Origin of the sequence: Bhargavaea massiliensis (assembly GCF_050480245.1) — a bacterium.
In the GTDB taxonomy this organism is placed as follows: Bacteria; Bacillota; Bacilli; order Bacillales; family Anoxybacillaceae; genus Anoxybacillus.
The window spans coordinates 26685-46493 of sequence record NZ_JBCNEQ010000044.1; the positions used below are offsets into that span (position 1 = coordinate 26685).

The following is a 19809-nucleotide window of genomic DNA, read 5'->3' on the forward strand; positions in this document are numbered from 1 at the left end:
TATGTTACAAATCGGGCCATATACATTTCACTCTCGTTTATTGCTTGGCACAGGAAAGTTTCCGAACATCGACATTCAAAAAGAAGCAGTTGAAGCGTCAGGAGCAGAAATATTAACATTTGCCGTGCGACGAATGAACATTTTTGCCCCTGATCAGCCCAATTTTTTAGAAAAAATAGATGTAACGAAATATAAGTTGCTACCAAATACCGCTGGGGCAAGAACAGCAGAGGAAGCGGTGCGCATCGCTCGTTTAGCGAAAGCATCTGGACTTTGTGACATGGTGAAAGTGGAAGTGATCGGGTGCGATCAAACGTTGTTGCCTGATCCCGTCGAGACGTTAAAAGCTACGGAGATGTTGTTGGAAGAAGGATTTATTGTTTTACCGTACACGTCAGATGATGTTGTGTTGGCGAAACGGTTGCAACAGCTCGGTTGTCATGCGATTATGCCTGGTGCTTCACCGATCGGATCTGGGCAAGGAATTATCAATCCGTTAAACATTCAATTCATTATTGAACAAGCAACCGTCCCTGTGATTATTGACGCAGGCATTGGTGGACCGGCAGATGCAGCGTTAGCGATGGAGTTAGGGGCTGATGGGGTACTGTTAAATACAGCTGTTGCTTCTGCCCAAGATCCGATAAAAATGGCGAAAGCGATGAAACTGGCAGTTGAAGCGGGGCGACTAGGATATGAAGCAGGGCGCATTCCGAAAAAGCGGTATGCCACAGCGAGCAGTCCAATCGAAGGGATGAGCATCGTTTCATGAATCGCTATTCACGTCAACAATTGTTTGCCCCAATCGGAGAAAAAGGACAACAACACATTCGTGAAAAACATGTGCTCATTATCGGTGCTGGGGCGCTTGGGGCAGCAAACGCGGAGACGCTTGTACGAGCAGGGGTTGGAAAAATAACGATTGTTGATCGCGACTATGTGGAATGGAGCAATTTACAGCGCCAACAGCTATATACGGAAGAAGATGCGACGAAACGATTGCCGAAAGCGATTGCCGCTTCTGCTCATTTGCAAGCAATCAATAGCGAAGTTGTCATTGAACCGATTGTGGCAGATGCAGATGCGCATTTACTTGCCCGCCTTGTTGCACATGAGCGTCCACATGTCATCATTGATAGCACCGATAATTTTGACGTCCGTATGATCATCAACGATGTTTCGCAAAAATACAACGTGCCGTGGATTTATGGGGCATGCGTAGGTAGTTATGGATTAAGCTACGTGATTCTTCCACATGAAACGCCGTGCTTTCGTTGTTTGCTTGAACATGTGCCATTTGGTGTTGCGACGTGCGATACAGCAGGAATCATTAGCCCTGTCGTGCATATGGTTGTCGCGCATCAAACGGCGGAAGCATTAAAAATATTCGTACATGCTAACGTGAATCGCAAACTCGTTTCATTTGACGTATGGCATGGACAATATCGCATGATCGATGTACAAAAGTTAAAAAAGGACGATTGTCCGTCGTGTGGGCAAAATCGGACATATCCGGCCCTCCAATACGAAAATGAAACGAAATTTGCGGTATTGTGTGGGAGAGAGACGGTACAAATCCGACCTGCTCAGCGCAGGGAGCGAGAGTGGACAAGGCTCATTTCCTTTTTACAACAACAAGGAATTCGCGTTGAACAAAATGAATACTTACTTTCATTTACAATTCATCCACATCGTTTTGTCGTCTTTTCAGATGGACGTGTATTTATCCATGGAACAAATGACGTTCAAGAAGCTAAGCGGCTATATTATCAATATTTGGGGTGAAAAGCATGGTATATAAAGCGTTGACGATTGCTGGTTCAGATAGTGGCGGGGGTGCTGGCATTCAAGCGGATTTAAAAACATTCCATCAATTACATGTGTTTGGCATGTCAGCAATTACTGCCGTAACCGCACAAAATACGCTCGGTGTACAAGGAGTATATCCGCTCCCTCTTGAAGCGATTGAAAAACAAATGGATTCGGTTGCTGTCGATTTGCCGCCAGATGCAGTGAAAACAGGCATGTTATTTAGCAATGAGATTATCGAATTAGTTGCTCACAAAATGAAGCAATACAAATGGACGCGCGTTGTCGTCGATCCCGTCATGATCGCAAAAGGCGGGGCACCGCTGTTGAAACAAGAAGCGGTGGAAGCGTTGCAACGCCATCTGCTGCCGCTTGCTTACGTATTAACGCCGAATATTCCAGAAGCGGAAGTATTGACAAATATGCAAATTGAAACGGTAGAAGAACGAAAAGAAGCAGCGAAAAAGCTTCATGACATGGGCGTTCGGCACGTTGTCATGAAGGGTGGACATGGGGAAGGCAACGAACTTGTCGACATCTTATACGACGGTGAACAATTTTATGAATGGAAAAGCAAGCGGATCGATACAAAACATACGCATGGAACCGGCTGCACATTTGCCGCAGCGATTACAGCACAACTTGCAAAAGGAAAAACAATATATGAAGCAGTAGATGTGGCGAAACGATTTATCCACGCAGCTGTTGAACAAACGTTACAAATTGGCAGCGGGCATGGTCCGACGAACCATTGGGCGTTTCATGAATCAGAAAAATGTTCACATCATTGACAAACAAAATCGTTCCTACCATTGTTAAAATAAAAATGGGGAATATATTGATGGAGGGGACGAACAAGTGGAAGAACTTTCAATTACACTAAATATTACGTACGTATTGCTTTTAACTTTTTTTATCGGTACAATGTTGATCGAGTCATAATGAACGACTGCGCGTATGTGCGGTCGTTTTCTTTTTCAGTTAAATTTGGTATGATAAACGTATATATTTATAGTGAATCCATTTTTTCATTAGGAGCGTGAATGTTCGTTGGGAGATCTGCCTCTGAGTTTAATTTTTTTACTCATTGTTTTAATTTTATTATCCGCTTTTTTTTCAGCTTCAGAAACAGCATTTTCGAGCGTCAATAAAATCCGCTTGAAAAATTATGTGGATGAAAAGCGGCGAGGAAGTAAAAAAGCATTATATATTGCAGAAAACTTCGACCGTGCCCTCTCTACCATTTTAGTCGGAAATAATATCGTCAACATTGCCGCTGCGTCCATTTCTACTAAAGTAGCGACGGACTTGTTTGGTGGTAACACGGGGCTTGTTATTAGTACGGTTGGTATGACGATTTTAATTTTAATTTTCGGTGAAGTGTTGCCTAAGTCGTTTGCGAAAGAACATGCGGAGTCGTTTTCACTCCTTGTTTCCGATGTGCTGTACATGCTTATTCAACTATTTACTCCCATTACAGCGTTGCTTGTCATGTTAAAACAACTCGTATCGAAACTGTTTGGTAATCAAAAAACAGATGTTCCTTCTGTGACGGAAGAAGAGCTAAAAGTGATGATAAATTTAAGCGAAGAAGAAGGGGTGATTGACAATAAAGAAAAAGAGCTTGTTCATCGTTCACTTGATTTCAACGATATTTTAGTCGGTGAAATTTTCACACCGCGCATAGATATAGTGGCGGTGGAAGTCAATCAACCGATCGAGGAAATTCGCGACATTTTTTTGCAGGAACGATATTCGCGCGTTCCGGTATATGAAGGGGATATTGATAACGTCATCGGCATTTTATCGGAAAGCGACTTTTTTAGTCAACTCGTACAGGGGAAAAAAGTAAACGTTCGTGAACTGTTGCGCACGCCGCTATTTGTCGTTGAGTCGATGCGCATATCAACATTATTGCCCGAGTTGCAAAAAAGCAAAGTACATATGGCGATTGTCATCGACGAGTTTGGCGGCACATCAGGGTTAATTACGTTAGAAGATATTTTAGAGCAGATTGTTGGGGAAATATGGGATGAACATGACGAAGCAGTGAAAACGTTTCAAAAAATTAATGATTACGAATATGAATTTAATGCAGAATTGCCGCTTGATGAGTTTTGCGACATTTTGGGCATTGATGAGTTAGAAAGTTCTTCCCATACGCTCGGCGGCTGGGTGTTTGAAATGTTTGAACGCATCCCTACCGTCGGCGAATCATTTGAATATGAGTCATTAACAGTCACTGTTCGTCAAGTTGAAAATCGGCGCATTCGAAAAGTGCTCGTCCGCATTCGTGAACCGATTATGGAATAAAAATCGGCGCGGAAGGAACGTATCCGCCATTTACATTTCATGATGAAACAGGCGAGTTAACAGGATTTGATGTGGAAATTGCCAAAGAAGTAGCGAAACGTCTCGGTGTAAAACCGGTGTTTGTAGAAACGCAATGGGATGCGATGTTTGCTGGTTTAGATGCGAAACGTTTTGATATGATTGCAAACCAAGTGGGCATTCGTCCAGATCGTCAAGAAAAATACGATTTTTCCGATCCGTATATTACGTCAGCAGCTGTTCTTGTCGTTCATAAAGAAAATCAACAACGGACACGACAGTTTTTGCAACGAATTCAGTAAAACCCCCAAGCGAAGTGCTTGGGGGTTTTTCAGCCATGTTATTTAGTTGTCTGAGATCCGCCTAATTGTTGTTGCGCCATTGCAACAAGACGTTTTGTAATTTCGCCACCAACTGAACCGTTTGCGCGTGATGTTGCATCTGGTCCAAGGTTTACACCAAATTCTTGAGCGATTTCGTATTTCATTTGATCGATTGCTTGTTGTGCACCGTATACTAATAATTGATTTTTGTTTGCCATGTTCAATCATCTCCTCGTTACAAGTTTTTTTATGGTTGGGTTAGCTGGATTTGCACCAGCAACGCGTGATGATTTTCACGCTGCCAAACTTGGCTTAACCCATCGAATGTTGTTTGCTTGTTTGTACTACTATTTTGGGGAAAAAACATTTTATTATTCTTTTTTTTATGTGGTAATTTTTTATGAATTGGGAAAGATAATGGAAAATCATAAAGCGGGGGATGATGAAGATGCATATTTGTCCGTTATGCAACGGTTTACGGACAATCGTTTTTTATTGTGATCAATGTGGAGGAAAATTAAAAGATGAGGGAAAATTAACGGATTATTTTGATGATTACAGTCCGTATATGGATGCAGATACAATGAAAATGGTCGATGGATACGCACATACGAGAAAAAGACACGTATGTGTTCATTTGTTTCATTGTCGCCATTGCGATGATGATGTTGTTCGGTTTATTCAAGAATAAAAGCCCGCTCAAGCGAACGGGCTTTCCATTTATTTTTCACTATTTGAACGAATGCGCAATTCTGTATTGACATCGAAGAAATGTGCTTTATTCATATCTAACGCAAGGTCGATCGTTTGACCTGCTTTTACGTCTGTGCGCGCATCAACGCGTGCAACAAATTCTTGACCGTTAATTTGCGAATATACCATGATCTCTGCACCAAGCAATTCTGCTACTTCAACATGGGCGCGCACTTTTGTGTTTTGTGACGCTTCGATAAATACAGGCTCATCATGGAAGTCTTCCGGACGAATACCTAAAATAACTTCTTTGCCCACGTAACCTTGTTCGCGAAGCACTTTCATCTTTCCTTCTGGCACGGCAATTTTCACATCGCCGATGACGAATACGCCGTCTTGAAGTACGCCGCGCAAGAAGTTCATCGCTGGCGAGCCGATAAATCCACCGACGAAAATATTTTCTGGTTTTTCATATACTTCTTTTGGTGTACCGACTTGTTGAATGACTCCGTCCTTCATAACGACAAGGCGCGTTGCCATCGTCATCGCTTCCGTTTGGTCGTGCGTGACGTAAATTGTCGTTGTACCTAAACGCTGGTGAAGTTTTGCGATTTCTGCGCGCATTTGTACACGTAACTTTGCATCTAAGTTTGAAAGCGGTTCGTCCATTAAAAATACTTTCGCATCGCGCACGATGGCGCGTCCTAATGCAACACGTTGACGCTGACCGCCAGATAACGCTTTTGGTTTACGATCTAAATATTGCTCAAGGCCGAGAATGCGCGCGGCTTCACGAACGCGACGATCGATTTCATCTTTTGGAAACTTGCGCAATTTTAATCCGAACGCCATGTTGTCATATACGCTCATATGTGGATAAAGCGCATAGTTTTGGAATACCATCGCAATATCGCGATCTTTTGGCGCAACGTCATTCATTCGCTTACCGTCAATATAAAAATCGCCTTTTGAAATTTCTTCAAGACCTGCGATCATACGAAGCGTTGTTGATTTTCCACACCCCGATGGACCGACGAATACGATAAATTCTTTATCTTTAATGTGCAAGTTAAAGTCTTTTACAGCAGTAACATTGTTATCATAAATTTTATATACATGCTCTAAACGAAGCTCAGCCATATATATGCCTCCTTATGCAATCGATTTCATTTGTTTCAAGCATATATAAAAACGAGCAAATCGTAAATGGGCATGGTGCACAAAAAAAAGAAAACGTTTTCGGGTAATGTGCCTAGTGGCGTTCATGGAGCAAAATAGCTAAATATACAGTAAGCGCCCCTTTAAATTGTTTTATATCAATGCCTGTTTTTTCGATGAGCTTGTCAATGCGATATTGCAAGCTATTGCGGTGCATATGAAGCTTTTTAGCTGCAAGCGAAACGTTTAAATTGCATTCGAAAAACACCTTCATTGTTTTCATCATATCGTGATCTTGTTTCACCGGCTGCAAAAATATCATGGCGTACGCCATGTCTTCACCGTCGATGAATAAAAAAGGAAAAACGTCTTCGATACAATAGACGCGTTGTTCTGGTTTATGTTTTATACCGATATGAAAATACCGCTTTTCTGCAGCAAATATACGAGTGAGTTCAACAGAGTGCGGACATCTTTGACCGATGTATGTTCGTAATTGAATGTAAAAATCGCTACATAACGTATCAATAAGTTCGTGAAGAGTAGAGGCAACACTTTCTTCTTGTTGTTCAATGACAATAAATCGTTGTTCTGTTTCTGAAATAATTGTGACATGATAAGGGAAAAGCGCTTGAATGGCTTCAACAAAATGAGTTGCTTCAACGGATCCCTTTTGTATGTAAAAATAAATAAAGCGCGTATATGTTGTGGAAGGCAGTTGATCAAATACATGTTCATCGCCTTGAATTAAAAAGCGGTGCCACGCTTGTTGCTGGTCATTCATCCAAGCAGGCAATGCTTTATGCGGTGTAAATAACGTCGCTAATAGCGCATGTTCTTTTGGTGTGAGCGCTTCTTTTTTGATGCCAAAAAGCTCGCCATGTTCCGTCGAAAACCATTCGTATTGATCACGTTCGTTCACTTGTCTATGTTCAATCAGCGCATCCCGATAATATGATCGTAATTTTTCTAACATGTATGTCCATTCCTTTCGTCTCTCATCACATTCATTTTCATTATACAAAAAGCGGCGAGAAAATGCTCGCCGCTTTACTGTGCTTCATGTGGTGGCTGTTCAGTTTGCACATCACGCGCTTCTTCGATATTGGTTGCGTGATGGCACGAATATACATAACCGCCCGCCATGCCTTCGTTAATCATGCGATCAATGTCCCATTCGTAATTGTCTCGTTCTTTCATCATGTACGCCCCCTTTATTCGTTATTTTGTATGAACGAAAAAAAAGTATGCATGATTCACATGTCGTCACATGTTGTCACATATATTCATGATGGGAGGTGAGGGAAATGATCGCTTATTTTTTACATGCATTAATGAATTACTCTTTAGACGAGGAAGAAGAAGCGCTTGTTCGTTATTTATATGTATTGCATATCGGAAAGGAATGCGATGTAAAACGGAAAGAAACAAAAGCTGAATGGCGTGAGCAGTTTGAGAAAATGAACATATATAAGGAAGCATGGCTTGCGTCTGAACAGGCGACAGAACGGGAAGTATTTCGCTTATTGTTATGCAAATGTCTAAAACAGTTGCATAAGCAGTTATCACGTGTTTGCACTCATAACGGACAAGCCCTATAATGAATGGTTAGAACAGCTTATTGACAGAAGGGAGATCGTTATGGGGCTTTTTCTTTATTTGTTGTTTATGATTGCTGTCGGAGCATTCATTGGCGGGATTACGAATTCGCTTGCGATTAAAATGCTTTTTCGTCCATATCGTCCCATTTACATCGCAGGAAAAAGGATCCCGTTTACACCTGGGCTTATTCCGAAGCGGCGAGAAGAGTTAGCCGAACAGCTTGGTCGCATGGTTGTTGAACATTTATTAACAGCTGACGGACTGCGTCGCAAATTAAACGATGAATCGTTTATTCGTGATATGACGAACTATGTGCAGGAAGAAGTAGAGAAATGGTTACAATCTGATCGAACTGTTGAACAATGGCTGAAGCAATTCGGGATGCCAGATCCGAAACAAACGGCAGAAACATGGATAGAAACGAAATATAAAACGTTCATGTCGCAATATCGTCAACGTTCGCTTCATGAAATCATTCCAATTGAGGTATTACAAAAAATAGATCATGCTATTCCTTCGATTGTCGATCGCTTATTGCTCCGTTTGCGCACGTATGTTGAGAGTGAGCAAGGAGAACGTCAAATTGAGCATATGATCAATGAATTTTTACAAAGCCGAGGCATGTTTGGCAATATGCTTCAAATGTTTCTTGGCAACGTTAGTTTGGCGGAAAAAATTCGCCCGGAAATCGTGAAATTTTTACAAAGTGAAGGAGCAAAACAGCTGCTTGTGCAACTATTCATAAACGAATGGGAAAAAGTGAAGGAGATGCGTATACATGAGGTGGAGCAAATAATCGATCAAGAAAAAATCGTCGTATGGGTGAAACGTCTCACCACATTCATTGTACAAGAGCCGCTCCAAAAACCGCTTGGTGCACTCGTTGCACCTTATGTGCGGCATTCATTACCGACGCTCGTTCGCTTCCTTTTACAATTTGCTTCCGAACGCATCGAACGATGGATGAAACAGCTTCATTTGCAAGATATCGTTCGTGAAGAAGTCGCATCGTTTTCTGTTGAACGGCTAGAGGAGATGATTTTAACGATTTCGAGCCGCGAGTTTAAAATGATTACGTATTTAGGTGCCTTGTTAGGCGGGATCATCGGACTTCTTCAAGGATGTATTACGCTTTTCGTTTAATCGTAGACATACAGCGGCCGCTTTGCTCATATCGTAAAAAGAAAAGGAAAAATGAGAGGAGCATGTCGCATGAACGTCCTTCAAGCCATTCATGAACTTTCGACAGCGATTCGCATGAGTGAACCGTTTGCGGAGCTTCGTCATGCGTATGAGCAAGTGCAGCGCGATCCGATAGCGCATCAGTTATTTGCGCGATTTCGCACGTTGCAAAAACGGCTACAACAAAAACAAACAAGTGGATTGCCGGTGAGCGATGCAGATGTAGAGTTACTCCAGCAACATTTGCACATCATTGAAATGAACGAAAACATTGCGCGGCTCATTCATGCAGAAGAACGTTTAAACGAATTGTTTGCGCAAGCGATGGCTGCGATGATTCAGCCAATTGAACAGCTATATGACGAGCACTCATGAAAATGAGTGTTCTTTTTTTTATCTCCTTGTCATACGTATGAATGAAGACACGACATCAAGGGGGGACGACCATGTATAAATTGCTTGCGCTAAACATTGATGGAACGTTATTAAAATCAAATGGAAAATTAGAGAAAAGAACGAAAGAAGCGATCGAGTTTGTGAAGAAAAAAGACGTATATATTACATTAATGACGTCAAGAAATTTTTTGTCCGCTAAAAAAGTGGCGAAAGCGCTAAAATTAGATTCGTATTTAGTGACGTTTCAAGGTGCGCTCATTGCGAAGTCGCTAGATGAAAAATTACATGAATCTGTCATTCCGGCACAAAAAGCGTTTGATATTGTACATGTGCTTGAACATTTTAACTGCAACGTGCGCCTGCTTCATGAGCGGTATTCAATCGGAAATCGAAAGAAAATAAAAAACAACATGATTGCAAAAACGATTTTAGGAGATCCGTTTTTTTATCCTGCACAATTTGTTGATTCGTTAAGCGATGTGTTACGCGATGATCCAATTGATGTGATGAAAATCGACGTCTTTTATTCGAATGAAGATGAATGTGATGAAATTGTCGAAACGATCGAACAGGCGTTTCCAAACCTTTTGCTTACCGTTAGCGAGGGGAAAATTGAATTGTTGCCAGAAAACGTTTCAAAACTAAACGGGTTGATTCGTCTTGGAAACGAGCTTGGTATTTCGTTAAAAGAAATGGTCGTCATCGGCGATCATATTGACGACATCCCAGCCATTGAAGCAGCGGGACTTGGAGTTGCAATGAGAAATGCTCCAAAGGAAGTTAAAGCCGTTGCCGATTGGGTGACGCGCTCAAACGAACAACTTGGCGTTGCCTATATGATTACAGAGCATTTTCGCAAACAACATCGTCCGCAATTTTTGCGGCAAATTCGCACAATCGAGAAAAAATAATTTCCGTTTCTTGACGAGCTTTTCGCTTCTTCTGTACACTTAAATGAGTCTAATACTTTGAAGCGAAAGGTGATTTCATTGCGTATTGACATTTGCGGACTTGAGCCGGTTGATCGTTTTCAACGTTCACTTGAGGTGATTACCGGTTTATTTTTTGAAGAGCGGACACTCTCTTTTGTACCAACAGAAGAAGCAAACGTGCGAATAACTATGTCTGTCCAAGAAGAGGACGAACTTGTCGTTCATGGGACGTTACAAGATGAGCATGACCATACGTATTCCGCTCATTACGAACGGTCATGGAACACAGAAGAAGAAAAAGGGCGCATGAAGCAAGTGAAACATGCGGTTTCGTATATATATTTAACGTTAATGCAGCAATATACAGGATTTGTGCAAAAATGGGGTATTTTAACAGGTGTCCGTCCGGTCAAATTATTGCATCAAAAGTTGCGGTCTGGTTTAACGAAAGAAGAAGCGCATCGTCAGCTTCGTGAAGATTACTTAGTAACAGATGAGAAAATTCAATTAATGCAACAAATTGTTGATCGCCAGTTGACGGTCGTGCCAGACCTTTACGATTTATCGAAAGAAGTAAGCATTTATATTGGCATTCCATTTTGCCCGACGAAATGTGCATATTGTACGTTTCCGGCATATGCGATTCAAGGAAAACAAGGATCAGTCGATGCATTTTTATTTGGACTGCATTACGAAATGGAACAAATCGGCCGCTTTTTAAAAGAGCGAAACATTCCGATTACGACAATTTATTACGGTGGCGGAACGCCGACAAGCATTACCGCAGAGGAAATGGATGCATTATATGCGCACATGTATCGTGTGTTTCCAAACATCGAACGCGTGCGTGAAATTACAGTTGAAGCCGGAAGGCCAGATACGATTACATCGGAGAAGCTTGCGGTGTTGAAAAAATGGAACATTGATCGCATTAGCATTAACCCACAATCATACATTCAAGAAACGTTGCGAGCGATCGGTCGTCATCATACCGTTGAAGAAACGATTGAAAAGTTTCATCTTGCTCGCGAAGCAGGGATGAACAATATTAATATGGACTTAATTATCGGCTTACCTGGAGAAGGTGTTGAGCAGTTTCACTATGCGCTTGAGCAAACGGAAAAGCTTATGCCGGAGTCGTTAACGGTGCATACGTTGTCGTTTAAGCGCGCTTCCGAGATGACGAAAAATAAGGAAAAGTATAAAGTGGCGGATCGTGATGAAATTAATGAAATGATGAAGCTAGCGGAACAGTGGACGAAGGAAAACGGATACGTGCCGTACTATTTATATCGCCAAAAAAATATTCTCGGCAATTTAGAAAACGTCGGTTACGCTTTACCAGGTCAAGAAAGCATTTATAACATTATGATTATGGAAGAGCAACAGTCGATCATCGGATTAGGATGTGGGGCATCGAGCAAATTTGTGCATCCAGAAACAAAAGCGATTACGCATTTTGCTAACCCGAAAGAGCCGAAAGCGTATAACGAAAATTACGAACATTACACGAACGAAAAGTTAAAAATGATGGAACAATTATTTTAGCCCCGAGACGATCGGGGCTTTAACGATGGAACAAAATGAGTTTGCCGCTCGATGTTGTACAGCGATGCGTTTTATGTTCAAATTGTTTTTCTTTTAGTTTTTGTTCGCCAATTCGTTTTGCTTCTTCATCATTTGCGGCAGTAAATGTTTCATCGAGCAATTTTTCACCCGTCTTTTCAAAAACAGTAAGCGTATATGTTTTCATCTTCCCCACCCCTTTCTTTCGCATATATTCGCTCCTTCATGAGCATTTCCTTCTTTTATACGTCTATTTTTTCGCTTGTCTGCATATGTGTAAAGTAAGACAAGCTTAAAGGAGGATGCACATGCTTATTACATTGCTTCTTGCAGGTATTGTTATTAGCGGATATATGGCGATTCGCACAGCAAGAGAAGAAAAGAAAATAGATGAAAAGTTGTTAGAAAGAGAAGGGGAAGTGTATATGGAACGTATTCGGCAAGCGCGTGAACAGCGACAAAAGGCCTTGGAATAAACAAGGTCTTTTCTTTTTTAAAAAATTCACAAAAAATTTTCTTCATTTTTTTGTGTTTCATGTTAGGATATATATTATTACATGACATGAGGGGGAGAAAATCGTGAAACGAGCGTACAATTTTAATGCAGGGCCTTCTGCTTTGCCGCTTGCTGTTTTAGAGCGAGCACAAAAAGAATTGCTCAACTTTCAACAAACAGGTATGTCTGTCATGGAGTTAAGCCATCGAAGCAAAGAATATGATGCGGTGCATGGGCGTGCCGAGATGTTGTTGCGCAAGCTCATGAACATTCCAGACACACATGATGTGCTCTTTTTACAAGGGGGAGCGAGTTTGCAGTTTTCGATGGTGCCGATGAATTTATTAAAAGAAGGGGAAGTCGGCAACTACGTTTTAACGGACTCATGGTCGGATAAAGCGATGAAAGAGGCAGAAAAAGTAGGGGCAACGCACGTCGCAGCTTCATCGAAAAAGGAGAAATATACATATATTCCGACGAATATCGAATTATCCGAACGCCCTGCTTATTTGCATATTACGTCAAACAACACGATTGCAGGGACACAATGGCGCGAATTTCCGAATGTGTCTGTTGATTTAATTGCGGATATGTCGAGCGATATTTTAAGCCGTGACATTGATGTGAATCGTTTTGCGCTCATTTACGCTGGTGCGCAAAAAAATTTAGGTCCTTCAGGTGTGACGGTTGTCATCATTCGTAAAGATTTGTTAGCGAAAGGAGACGACCATTTGCCGACGATGTTAAACTATCGCACATATAGCGAAAGCCGTTCATTGTACAATACGCCGCCAACGTTTGCGATTTATATGTTATCGCTCGTACTTGAGTGGGTCGAAGAACAAGGCGGCGTTCAAGCGATCGAAAAGAAAAATGCGGAAAAAGCAGCGATGTTGTATCGTTGTATTGATGAAAGCGACGGTTTTTATCAAGGACATGCAAAAAAAGAGAGCCGTTCGCATATGAATGTCACATTTACGTTACCAAATGAAGAACTCACTAAGAAATTTTTAGCAGAAGCAAAAGAAAAAGGATTGATCGGGTTAGCTGGTCATCGTTCCGTTGGCGGATGTCGCGCATCGATTTATAATGCGGTTGACATGGAGGCGTGCGAAGCGCTAGTACAATTTATGGAAACGTTCCGGAAAAATATTTTTTGAAAATTTTTATTTTACCTTGACACTCTAAAGTGCTATAATATTGTTAAACTTGTTTACAAGCTGAGCAGAGAAAAGAATGAGATGAGGAGAGATGAGAAATGAATACGAGAACATTAGTCTTATTATCGCTTTTTGTTGGGATCGGTGCGGTGTTGCACGCTGTTATTCCGGGATTTTTCTTCGGGATGAAGCCCGATATGATGTTGACAATGATGTTTTTAGGAATTATGCTCGTCCCGAACAAAACGGCTGTTAGTTTATTAGCCATTGCAACGGGCATCATTTCTGGGGTGACGACAAGTTTCCCAGGGGGATTTGTTCCGAACGTTGTTGATAAAGTAGTGACAGCCGCGCTCTTTTTCGGATTGTTTATGTTGTTTAAGACGAAAGCAACGCCAATGAAAGCCGCATTGCTTACTGCGGTGGGCACATTGATTTCTGGGGCGACATTTTTAGCTGTCGCATTAGCAGTTGTTGGTTTACCAGGCGGAACAACGTTTAGCGGATTGTTCGTCGCTGTTGTCGTTCCAACGGCGTTTGTCAATACGATTGCGATGACCGTCATTTATCCGATCGTGCAGTCGCTCATGAGACGAACATACACCGTTCCACAACAATAAAAAGAACCCGATCGTTTATGATCGGGTTTTCCTTATATCGTTCTTACTGCAGGCGAACGAGTAAAAAGGTGATGGCGATAAAAAAAATGGCAAGGCTTCCAAACACACTTATGCGCTGCTTTAACACTTTTTTTGGTGGATACATGCGCGCTTTATTCAACATAGAAAATGTGGCAATCGTCAAATATAAAAAGATGAGCCCAAGCGTTGCCGTTGCGATCACCATAGCTGTTCCTCCTAATCTAAAAAATTTGATATTTAAATTTATTAAAAAATTCTAATATTTAATACTTTATTATTTATTGTTTTACTGGCATAATAAAAGATAAAAAGAAGGAAATATGAAAAGTGGGTGGAGAGATGAAAAGTACGGAACGACATTATTCTGTTAAAGAGGCGATGTTATTTAGTCAAAGGGTAGCGCAACTAAGCAAAGCGTTATGGAAGTCAATCGAAAAAGATTGGCAGCAATGGATTAAACCGTTTGATTTAAACATTAACGAACATCATATTTTATGGATTGCATACCATTTGAAAGGGGCTTCCATTTCTGAAATTGCGAAGTTTGGAGTGATGCATGTATCGACCGCCTTTAACTTCTCAAAAAAATTAGAAGAGCGTGGGTTGTTGTCATTTTCGAAAAAGGAAGACGATAAACGAAATACGTATATTGAATTGACAAAAAAAGGGGAAGACATTTTATTGAAATTAATAGAGTCATACGATCCGAAACGGACGTCTGTGCTTCAAGGGATTCAACCACTTTACGAGCTGTATGGAAAATTTCCAGAAATGTTAGAAATGATGTGTATGACCCGAAATGTGTATGGAGACGATTTTATGGAAATTTTTGAACGTTCCTTTGAAAATATTGAACGAGAGTTTGTTGAAGAAAACGGAAAGTTAAAAAAGAAAGATGAGCAACAAACAGAAATCACTTCATTCGTTGAGCGTATGTAATAGGCGTTGAAACTCTGTCATAAGCGGAACAAATAGCTGTTGCTGTTTTAACGCATCAATCGTTTCAGCAAGTGGAAGGTTCGGATGAAGCGCACCCGCAAATTCAGTAAAGAGCGTGGTGAAGATAACGAAGCCTTCCTCTTTTTGTTGCTTATATTGCTCGCTTAACTGTTCGCAAAGACGTAATGTGTCTTCCACTTCTTGTTTCGTTAAACCATAGCGGATGACAAGCGCGTAAAACGGCTTTTTTTCAGGAACAATCATGTCCAACATAAGCGAACAATAATATTCGAGTTTTTCAATGCGTTGTTCAATACTCATCTTTCGAAACTCCTTTTGTGTACTTGTATGTATTATTTTACAGGAATTGTTGCACAAATGAAATGTCCATTATTGATTTATCGAAAAAATCGTTGTAAAGTAGGGGAGTAAATACATAAAACAGGAGGGGACTTGGTTTGGCGCTTTATTTTATACCCCTTGCGACTATCGTATTGTTTCTGGTTAATCAGTTCACGAATTCACTTTGTATTCAAAAAGAAATACCCGAAGAAAAGCAACCAAAAGTATTTCGCACGATTAATGTCCTTATTACCATTTTACTTATTTCTTCTTATATCGAAGTATTGTTTGCGTAAAAAAGCTGACAGTGTCCCTGTCAGCTTTCTTTCGGTTAGTATAACCAAGCAGCTCCAACGATAATTAATAAAATAAACAACACGACGATTAACGCGAATCCGTTTGTATATCCTACGCCAGCACCCATGGACGACACCTCCTTTCATATATGAAGGCGTTGTAACGCTTTGACAATGTATTGTATGTCAAAAGAAGCAAAAAGGTATGGGCGCAATGATACTTTATTTTAGCTTTCGGAAAAAATATGGTATAGTATGTTTTGTGTACATTTATAGATAGGAGTTGTGAGGTAATGAAAAAATGGACAGTTGCTATGTCGGCAGCAGCGATGCTTGCGCTTTCGGCTTGTAATAACGGATCAGAAGTTGTCGTCGAAACGAAGGAAGGCAACATTACAAAAGAAGAATTGTACAACGAAATGAAAGAGCGGTATGGTAAAGAAGTTTTGCGCGATCTTGTGCATGAAAAAGTGCTAAGTAAAAAATTTAAAGTAACGGATAAAGAAATCGACCAAGAAATCGAAAATTTGAAAGAGATGTATGGCGTTCAATATGACTTAGCGGTGCAACAAAGCGGAGAAGAAGCGATTCGCAAAATGGTGAAACTCGATTTGTTGCGACAAAAAGCAGCGATGGACGACATCAAAGTAACGGATGAAGAATTGAAAAAATATTACAATGAATATAAGCCGAAAGTGAGAGCAAGCCATATTTTAGTCGATGACGAAAAAACAGCAAAAGAAATTAAAGCGAAATTGGAGAAAGGCGAAGACTTTGCGAAATTAGCGAAACAATATTCAAAAGATACAGGGTCGGCACAAAATGGCGGAGATTTAGGTTGGTTTGGACCTGGAAAAATGGTCGAAGAATTTGAAAAGGCAGCTTATACGTTAAACGTCGGTGAAATTAGCAATCCGGTGAAAACGCAATTTGGTTACCATATCATTAAAGTGACAGATAAAGAAAAGAAAAAGTCGTTTGATGAAATGAGGGAAGAAATCGAATACGAAGTAAAGAAAAGTAAGCTCGATACATCGAAAGTGCAATCGAAGTTAGATGAGCTGATGAAAGACGCAAATGTAGACATTAAAGACAAAGCGTTAAAAGATGCGCTAAAGAGCGAATAAACAGATGTGTAAAAAGAAGGTGTCCGCGTTGGACACCTTCTTTTTTATAAGGCTTGTTTAATTTGTGCGGCAATGTCTTTCAGCTCGTCAAACGTATAGTCGCTTTGATGTGATTTCCATACCGCACCAAATCCATCTCCTTTACCGTAGCGCGGAATGATGTGCATATGATAATGGAACACCGTTTGGCCCGCAAATTCTCCGTTATTGCTTAAAATATTTACGCCGACAGGGGAAAATTGCTCGCGAATCGCATTAGCGATCGTAGGAACAACTTCAAATACACGTTGAGCCATTTCTGGCGTTAATTCATAAATATTTTCTTTATGTACTTTCGGTACGACAAGCGTATGCCCTTTCGTCACTTGACTAATGTCTAAAAAGGCGATGACATGATCATTTTCAAATACTTTTGCCGAAGGAATGTCACCGTTTATAATTTTACAAAAAATACAGTCGCTCATCATAACGCCACCTTTCTTTCCAGTTTGTCTTTATTTTACCACACGATTGCTGTTCGGAAAACGGAAAGAGCAGGATGCGCATCGCATCCTGCCCATTGAAGAGGGAACTTCATGATTACGTGTCTTTTAGAAACACCTCATTTACGAGTAGAATCAGTTACGCGTTTGTGAGTACGACGTTGTTCAAGATGACCATCCCTTTTTTAAGGGAGTGCTTTCGTTGTTACAGGCTAGCTTATGTGCGGCCCGTAGACACCTCATTTCATCGTGTTCTTGAACTTGCTTTGTTGCTCACTGCGACTTGCTACTTGTTTGTCCCTCTTCGCTACTTATCATAACCCGTTTTTCTTTTCGTTATTCATTTGTTAAAATAAAAAATAATGATATAAGAAAGGAAAGCGATGATGGCGTTATTACAAGTTGATCATATATCTGGAGGCTATACGAAACAAGACGTTTTAGACGACGTATCGTTTACTGTACATGAAGGGGAGATTGTTGCATTAATCGGGCTAAATGGAGCAGGAAAAAGTACGACGATTAAACATATCATCGGGTTGATGCAACCGCGCAAAGGAACGATTACGATGAAAGGAATGGCGTTTCAACAGAACCCAAAACAATATCGCGCACAATTTACATACATTCCTGAAATGCCCGCGTTGTACGAAGAATTAACGCTAGAAGAACATTTGCGCCTGACTGCTATGGCGTACGGTGTACGTGATGAGGAATATGAACAACGTGTGCCTAAATTGCTAAAGGCGTTTCGGCTTGAGAAAAAATTAGGCGCGTTTCCTGCTTTTTTTTCAAAAGGAATGAAACAAAAAGTGATGATTATGTGCGCTTTTTTAGTGGACGTTCCGCTTTACATTATTGATGAGCCGTTTGTCGGATTAGATCCGCTCGCCATTCAAGCCTTGCTTCAACTTATTGATGAACGAAAAAAGCAAGGAGCTGGCATTTTGATGTCGACGCATATTTTAGCGACAGCAGAGCGATACTGCGATTCGTTTGTCATTTTGCATAACGGCCAAGTAAAAGCAAGCGGATCATTACCAATGCTTCAAGAGCAATTGCATATGCCTCACGCTACGTTAGATGATATATATATCGAATTAACGAAGGAAGAGTCGAATGATGATTGATGGGAAACAGTTGTGGAAAAAGCGGTTTATTGCTTATGTAGCAGAAGTGAGACGATATGGTCGGCATATGTTTAATGATCATTTATTGCTCGTCTTGTTTATCGGGATAGGGGGAGGGGCTGTTGTTTATAAGCGAGCGGTCGAGGAACTCATATCGTTTCCGTATGCCGTGATTGCTGCGTTTATGTTCGCTTTATTTAGCACACAAAGCGGGGTGCGCACGTTATTAAAGGAAGCGGATGCGGTGTTTCTTCTTCCGTTAGAGCAACAGCTTCGTCCGTATTTTTGGCGCGCAAGCATATATAGCTTTTTCGTTCATTTGTATGTTTCCTTCATTGTATTCGTTACGCTTCTTCCTCTCCATTTAAAGTTTTCGGAGCAGTCACCTTTGGTCGTCATGATTGCGATGATGGCGTTGAAAGGGTGGAATATGTTCATTCAATGGAATGAAGATGCACGAATAGGGCGCCATCTCTTTCCGTTGTTCGTTCGTTTTTTAATGAACGTGTTGTTTTTTTATTTTTTGCTTGTGAAGCAATACGGATTTATGGCGATCATTATTTTGCTTATGATTGTCATTGCGTCATATGTAGAGCGTAGAGGAAAAAAAGTTGGGCTTCAATGGGAGCAGTTGCTTGCTGATGAACGGAGACGGATGCAAACATTTTATCGCTTGGCGCATGCGTTTGTTGATGTGCCTCACATCAAAAACACGGTAAAAAAACGAATGTGGCTTCATTTCGTTTTCCATTTGCTTGATCGTTGGCATATGCGACCGTATACGTATTTGTATGTGCGCACATTTTTTCGTGCGGGCGACTATTTTGGTTTGTTCGTTCGCTTGACGGCAATTGGTGGTGTTTTCATTTTTACGTTGCCTCGCGGTGTGGAGTGGTTTGCGCTTTTATGTTCGTATGCAACAGCCGTTCAACTGTTCTCGCTTCGTTCGTACCATCGTGGGCACCCGCTTTTATTGCTTTATCCTCTGTCGCCTATAGAAGCGCAACGATCATTTATGCGCGTATTGTTTGCTATTGGGATGAGTCAAGCGTCTATCTTCGCTTTGCTTGCATATATGGTTCATGGCGTTTTCACTATGCTATCGACGTTTTTTATTGTTTTAGTATGTTATATAGCGATGATGCTTTATGTAGGAAAAAAACGAGAAGCGGCTTGAACCGCTTCTTTTAGTGTGCTCGGCATG

At 41.0% G+C, this 19809-nt stretch carries 27 protein-coding genes and 1 pseudogene; 19 read left to right on the forward strand and 9 right to left on the reverse strand.

Translation table 11 applies throughout. From position 1 onward, the window contains the following. The first annotated feature begins 1 nt into the window (after position 1). From ABEV15_RS08930 to ABEV15_RS08950, 5 genes and pseudogenes are all read left to right on the forward strand, one after another. Positions 2-772 carry a thiazole synthase gene (locus ABEV15_RS08930; protein ID WP_429631204.1) on the forward strand — a complete coding sequence of 257 codons (771 nt, stop codon included), beginning with the start codon at positions 2-4 and terminating at the stop codon, positions 770-772. After that, the gene (locus ABEV15_RS08935; RefSeq protein ID WP_498852992.1) at positions 769-1785 is read left to right on the forward strand and encodes a MoeB/ThiF family adenylyltransferase; all 1017 of its coding nucleotides are present in this window, start codon (positions 769-771) and stop codon (positions 1783-1785) included. The genes ABEV15_RS08930 and ABEV15_RS08935 overlap by 4 nt, the downstream gene beginning before the upstream one ends. Positions 1786-1790: 5 nt before the next feature. Beyond that, positions 1791-2600, forward strand: coding sequence for a bifunctional hydroxymethylpyrimidine kinase/phosphomethylpyrimidine kinase (gene thiD / locus ABEV15_RS08940; protein WP_498852993.1), 810 nt, complete (start codon positions 1791-1793; stop codon positions 2598-2600). Positions 2601-2859: 259 nt separating this feature from the next. Then, the gene (locus ABEV15_RS08945) at positions 2860-4122 is read left to right on the forward strand and encodes a hemolysin family protein (RefSeq protein ID WP_498852994.1); all 1263 of its coding nucleotides are present in this window, start codon (positions 2860-2862) and stop codon (positions 4120-4122) included. Next, positions 4119-4409: pseudogene (locus tag ABEV15_RS08950) on the forward strand (transporter substrate-binding domain-containing protein); the annotation flags it as partial. The gene ABEV15_RS08945 and the pseudogene ABEV15_RS08950, both read left to right, overlap by 4 nt. Positions 4410-4480: 71 nt before the next feature. Here the strand turns inward: ABEV15_RS08950 and ABEV15_RS08955 are convergent. After that, positions 4481-4681 carry an alpha/beta-type small acid-soluble spore protein gene (locus tag ABEV15_RS08955; RefSeq protein ID WP_429631218.1) on the reverse strand — a complete coding sequence of 67 codons (201 nt, stop codon included), beginning with the start codon at positions 4679-4681 and terminating at the stop codon, positions 4481-4483. Positions 4682-4911: 230 nt separating this feature from the next. On the opposite strand from ABEV15_RS08955, the gene ABEV15_RS08960 reads away from it, so the two are divergent. After that, entirely contained in the window at positions 4912-5154 is a 243-nt protein-coding gene (locus tag ABEV15_RS08960) for a hypothetical protein (protein WP_429631528.1), read from the forward strand. A gap of 29 nt (positions 5155-5183) precedes the next feature. Here the strand turns inward: ABEV15_RS08960 and ABEV15_RS08965 are convergent, their stop codons facing one another. The 3 genes from ABEV15_RS08965 to ABEV15_RS08975 all read right to left on the reverse strand — a co-directional run bounded on the left by ABEV15_RS08965 (position 5184) and on the right by ABEV15_RS08975 (position 7514). After that, a complete protein-coding gene (locus ABEV15_RS08965; protein ID WP_429631220.1) occupies positions 5184-6296 on the reverse strand; it encodes an ABC transporter ATP-binding protein in 1113 nt (370 codons plus the stop codon). 112 nt (positions 6297-6408) lie between these two features. Continuing rightward, complete coding sequence (locus ABEV15_RS08970) at positions 6409-7290, reverse strand: PucR family transcriptional regulator (protein ID WP_429631222.1); 882 nt, start codon at positions 7288-7290, stop codon at positions 6409-6411. A gap of 74 nt (positions 7291-7364) precedes the next feature. Then, positions 7365-7514 carry a hypothetical protein gene (locus ABEV15_RS08975; protein ID WP_429631224.1) on the reverse strand — a complete coding sequence of 50 codons (150 nt, stop codon included), beginning with the start codon at positions 7512-7514 and terminating at the stop codon, positions 7365-7367. Positions 7515-7621: 107 nt separating this feature from the next. Here ABEV15_RS08975 and ABEV15_RS08980 point away from each other — a divergent pair, with 107 nt between their 5' ends. The 5 genes from ABEV15_RS08980 to ABEV15_RS09000 all read left to right on the forward strand — a co-directional run bounded on the left by ABEV15_RS08980 (position 7622) and on the right by ABEV15_RS09000 (position 11974). Continuing rightward, positions 7622-7915, forward strand: coding sequence for a hypothetical protein (locus ABEV15_RS08980; RefSeq protein WP_429631226.1), 294 nt, complete (start codon positions 7622-7624; stop codon positions 7913-7915). 40 nt (positions 7916-7955) lie between these two features. Beyond that, a complete protein-coding gene (locus ABEV15_RS08985; RefSeq protein ID WP_498852995.1) occupies positions 7956-9059 on the forward strand; it encodes a DUF445 domain-containing protein in 1104 nt (367 codons plus the stop codon). Positions 9060-9128: 69 nt separating this feature from the next. Further along, entirely contained in the window at positions 9129-9473 is a 345-nt protein-coding gene (locus ABEV15_RS08990; RefSeq protein WP_498852996.1) for a YlbF family regulator, read from the forward strand. A 71-nt stretch (positions 9474-9544) separates the two neighbouring features. Further along, complete coding sequence (locus ABEV15_RS08995; RefSeq protein ID WP_429631232.1) at positions 9545-10405, forward strand: Cof-type HAD-IIB family hydrolase; 861 nt, start codon at positions 9545-9547, stop codon at positions 10403-10405. 69 nt (positions 10406-10474) lie between these two features. After that, positions 10475-11974, forward strand: a complete 1500-nt coding sequence (locus ABEV15_RS09000) for a coproporphyrinogen III oxidase (RefSeq protein WP_498853002.1) — start codon at positions 10475-10477, stop codon at positions 11972-11974. Positions 11975-11993: 19 nt separating this feature from the next. On the opposite strand, the gene ABEV15_RS09005 is transcribed toward ABEV15_RS09000, so the two are convergent. Then, positions 11994-12179 (reverse strand): YhzD family protein, encoded by a 186-nt coding sequence (locus ABEV15_RS09005; protein WP_035018868.1) that lies wholly within the window; start codon positions 12177-12179, stop codon positions 11994-11996. Positions 12180-12300: 121 nt separating this feature from the next. Between ABEV15_RS09005 and ABEV15_RS09010 the strand changes: the two genes are divergently transcribed. The 3 genes from ABEV15_RS09010 to ABEV15_RS09020 all read left to right on the forward strand — a co-directional run bounded on the left by ABEV15_RS09010 (position 12301) and on the right by ABEV15_RS09020 (position 14268). Next, complete coding sequence (locus tag ABEV15_RS09010; RefSeq protein ID WP_429631234.1) at positions 12301-12468, forward strand: sporulation YhaL family protein; 168 nt, start codon at positions 12301-12303, stop codon at positions 12466-12468. A 103-nt stretch (positions 12469-12571) separates the two neighbouring features. Next, on the forward strand, positions 12572-13648 hold the full coding sequence (gene serC / locus ABEV15_RS09015) for a 3-phosphoserine/phosphohydroxythreonine transaminase (protein WP_429631236.1): 1077 nt from the start codon (positions 12572-12574) through the stop codon (positions 13646-13648). Between the two features lie 98 nt (positions 13649-13746). Next, positions 13747-14268 carry a tryptophan transporter gene (locus ABEV15_RS09020; RefSeq protein ID WP_429631238.1) on the forward strand — a complete coding sequence of 174 codons (522 nt, stop codon included), beginning with the start codon at positions 13747-13749 and terminating at the stop codon, positions 14266-14268. Between the two features lie 43 nt (positions 14269-14311). Here the strand turns inward: ABEV15_RS09020 and yhzF are convergent, their stop codons facing one another. After that, the gene (gene yhzF / locus ABEV15_RS09025) at positions 14312-14494 is read right to left on the reverse strand and encodes a membrane protein YhzF (RefSeq protein WP_429631240.1); all 183 of its coding nucleotides are present in this window, start codon (positions 14492-14494) and stop codon (positions 14312-14314) included. 134 nt (positions 14495-14628) lie between these two features. Here yhzF and ABEV15_RS09030 point away from each other — a divergent pair, with 134 nt between their 5' ends. Next, positions 14629-15228, forward strand: a complete 600-nt coding sequence (locus tag ABEV15_RS09030; RefSeq protein WP_429631242.1) for an HTH-type transcriptional regulator Hpr — start codon at positions 14629-14631, stop codon at positions 15226-15228. Here the strand turns inward: ABEV15_RS09030 and ABEV15_RS09035 are convergent. Continuing rightward, entirely contained in the window at positions 15208-15549 is a 342-nt protein-coding gene (locus ABEV15_RS09035; protein WP_429631244.1) for a YhaI family protein, read from the reverse strand. The genes ABEV15_RS09030 and ABEV15_RS09035 overlap by 21 nt on opposite strands. Positions 15550-15686: 137 nt before the next feature. Between ABEV15_RS09035 and ABEV15_RS09040 the strand changes: the two genes are divergently transcribed. Further along, the gene (locus tag ABEV15_RS09040) at positions 15687-15866 is read left to right on the forward strand and encodes a hypothetical protein (protein ID WP_429631246.1); all 180 of its coding nucleotides are present in this window, start codon (positions 15687-15689) and stop codon (positions 15864-15866) included. A 35-nt stretch (positions 15867-15901) separates the two neighbouring features. On the opposite strand, the gene ABEV15_RS09045 is transcribed toward ABEV15_RS09040, so the two are convergent. Then, positions 15902-15994 (reverse strand): YjcZ family sporulation protein, encoded by a 93-nt coding sequence (locus ABEV15_RS09045; RefSeq protein ID WP_429631248.1) that lies wholly within the window; start codon positions 15992-15994, stop codon positions 15902-15904. A 165-nt stretch (positions 15995-16159) separates the two neighbouring features. On the opposite strand from ABEV15_RS09045, the gene ABEV15_RS09050 reads away from it, so the two are divergent. Further along, the gene (locus ABEV15_RS09050; protein ID WP_498852997.1) at positions 16160-16993 is read left to right on the forward strand and encodes a peptidylprolyl isomerase; all 834 of its coding nucleotides are present in this window, start codon (positions 16160-16162) and stop codon (positions 16991-16993) included. Positions 16994-17037: 44 nt separating this feature from the next. On the opposite strand, the gene ABEV15_RS09055 is transcribed toward ABEV15_RS09050, so the two are convergent. Further along, positions 17038-17457 carry an HIT family protein gene (locus ABEV15_RS09055; RefSeq protein ID WP_498852998.1) on the reverse strand — a complete coding sequence of 140 codons (420 nt, stop codon included), beginning with the start codon at positions 17455-17457 and terminating at the stop codon, positions 17038-17040. A gap of 404 nt (positions 17458-17861) precedes the next feature. Between ABEV15_RS09055 and ABEV15_RS09060 the strand changes: the two genes are divergently transcribed. Together ABEV15_RS09060 and ABEV15_RS09065 are read left to right on the forward strand one after the other, a co-directional pair. Continuing rightward, positions 17862-18605, forward strand: a complete 744-nt coding sequence (locus ABEV15_RS09060) for an ABC transporter ATP-binding protein (RefSeq protein ID WP_498852999.1) — start codon at positions 17862-17864, stop codon at positions 18603-18605. Continuing rightward, positions 18595-19782 carry an ABC transporter permease gene (locus ABEV15_RS09065; protein WP_498853000.1) on the forward strand — a complete coding sequence of 396 codons (1188 nt, stop codon included), beginning with the start codon at positions 18595-18597 and terminating at the stop codon, positions 19780-19782. The genes ABEV15_RS09060 and ABEV15_RS09065 overlap by 11 nt, the downstream gene beginning before the upstream one ends. Positions 19783-19809: the final 27 nt, after the last annotated feature.

Excerpts from the sequence above, each read along its gene's own strand:
- ABEV15_RS08930 (WP_429631204.1), top strand. The coding sequence starts at position 2 with ATGTTACAAATCGGGCCATATACATTTCACTCTCGTTTATTGCTTGGC.
- ABEV15_RS08935 (WP_498852992.1), top strand. The coding sequence starts at position 769 with ATGAATCGCTATTCACGTCAACAATTGTTTGCCCCAATCGGAGAAAAA.
- thiD (WP_498852993.1), top strand. The coding sequence starts at position 1,791 with ATGGTATATAAAGCGTTGACGATTGCTGGTTCAGATAGTGGCGGGGGT.
- ABEV15_RS08955 (WP_429631218.1), bottom strand. The coding sequence starts at position 4,681 with ATGGCAAACAAAAATCAATTATTAGTATACGGTGCACAACAAGCAATC.
- ABEV15_RS08960 (WP_429631528.1), top strand. The coding sequence starts at position 4,912 with ATGCATATTTGTCCGTTATGCAACGGTTTACGGACAATCGTTTTTTAT.
- ABEV15_RS08965 (WP_429631220.1), bottom strand. The coding sequence starts at position 6,296 with ATGGCTGAGCTTCGTTTAGAGCATGTATATAAAATTTATGATAACAAT.
- ABEV15_RS08970 (WP_429631222.1), bottom strand. The coding sequence starts at position 7,290 with ATGTTAGAAAAATTACGATCATATTATCGGGATGCGCTGATTGAACAT.
- ABEV15_RS08975 (WP_429631224.1), bottom strand. The coding sequence starts at position 7,514 with ATGAAAGAACGAGACAATTACGAATGGGACATTGATCGCATGATTAAC.
- ABEV15_RS08980 (WP_429631226.1), top strand. The coding sequence starts at position 7,622 with ATGATCGCTTATTTTTTACATGCATTAATGAATTACTCTTTAGACGAG.
- ABEV15_RS08985 (WP_498852995.1), top strand. The coding sequence starts at position 7,956 with ATGGGGCTTTTTCTTTATTTGTTGTTTATGATTGCTGTCGGAGCATTC.
- ABEV15_RS08990 (WP_498852996.1), top strand. The coding sequence starts at position 9,129 with ATGAACGTCCTTCAAGCCATTCATGAACTTTCGACAGCGATTCGCATG.
- ABEV15_RS08995 (WP_429631232.1), top strand. The coding sequence starts at position 9,545 with ATGTATAAATTGCTTGCGCTAAACATTGATGGAACGTTATTAAAATCA.
- ABEV15_RS09005 (WP_035018868.1), bottom strand. The coding sequence starts at position 12,179 with ATGAAAACATATACGCTTACTGTTTTTGAAAAGACGGGTGAAAAATTG.
- ABEV15_RS09010 (WP_429631234.1), top strand. The coding sequence starts at position 12,301 with ATGCTTATTACATTGCTTCTTGCAGGTATTGTTATTAGCGGATATATG.
- ABEV15_RS09020 (WP_429631238.1), top strand. The coding sequence starts at position 13,747 with ATGAATACGAGAACATTAGTCTTATTATCGCTTTTTGTTGGGATCGGT.
- yhzF (WP_429631240.1), bottom strand. The coding sequence starts at position 14,494 with ATGGTGATCGCAACGGCAACGCTTGGGCTCATCTTTTTATATTTGACG.
- ABEV15_RS09030 (WP_429631242.1), top strand. The coding sequence starts at position 14,629 with ATGAAAAGTACGGAACGACATTATTCTGTTAAAGAGGCGATGTTATTT.
- ABEV15_RS09035 (WP_429631244.1), bottom strand. The coding sequence starts at position 15,549 with ATGAGTATTGAACAACGCATTGAAAAACTCGAATATTATTGTTCGCTT.
- ABEV15_RS09045 (WP_429631248.1), bottom strand. The coding sequence starts at position 15,994 with ATGGGTGCTGGCGTAGGATATACAAACGGATTCGCGTTAATCGTCGTG.
- ABEV15_RS09050 (WP_498852997.1), top strand. The coding sequence starts at position 16,160 with ATGAAAAAATGGACAGTTGCTATGTCGGCAGCAGCGATGCTTGCGCTT.
- ABEV15_RS09055 (WP_498852998.1), bottom strand. The coding sequence starts at position 17,457 with ATGAGCGACTGTATTTTTTGTAAAATTATAAACGGTGACATTCCTTCG.
- ABEV15_RS09060 (WP_498852999.1), top strand. The coding sequence starts at position 17,862 with ATGGCGTTATTACAAGTTGATCATATATCTGGAGGCTATACGAAACAA.
- ABEV15_RS09065 (WP_498853000.1), top strand. The coding sequence starts at position 18,595 with ATGATGATTGATGGGAAACAGTTGTGGAAAAAGCGGTTTATTGCTTAT.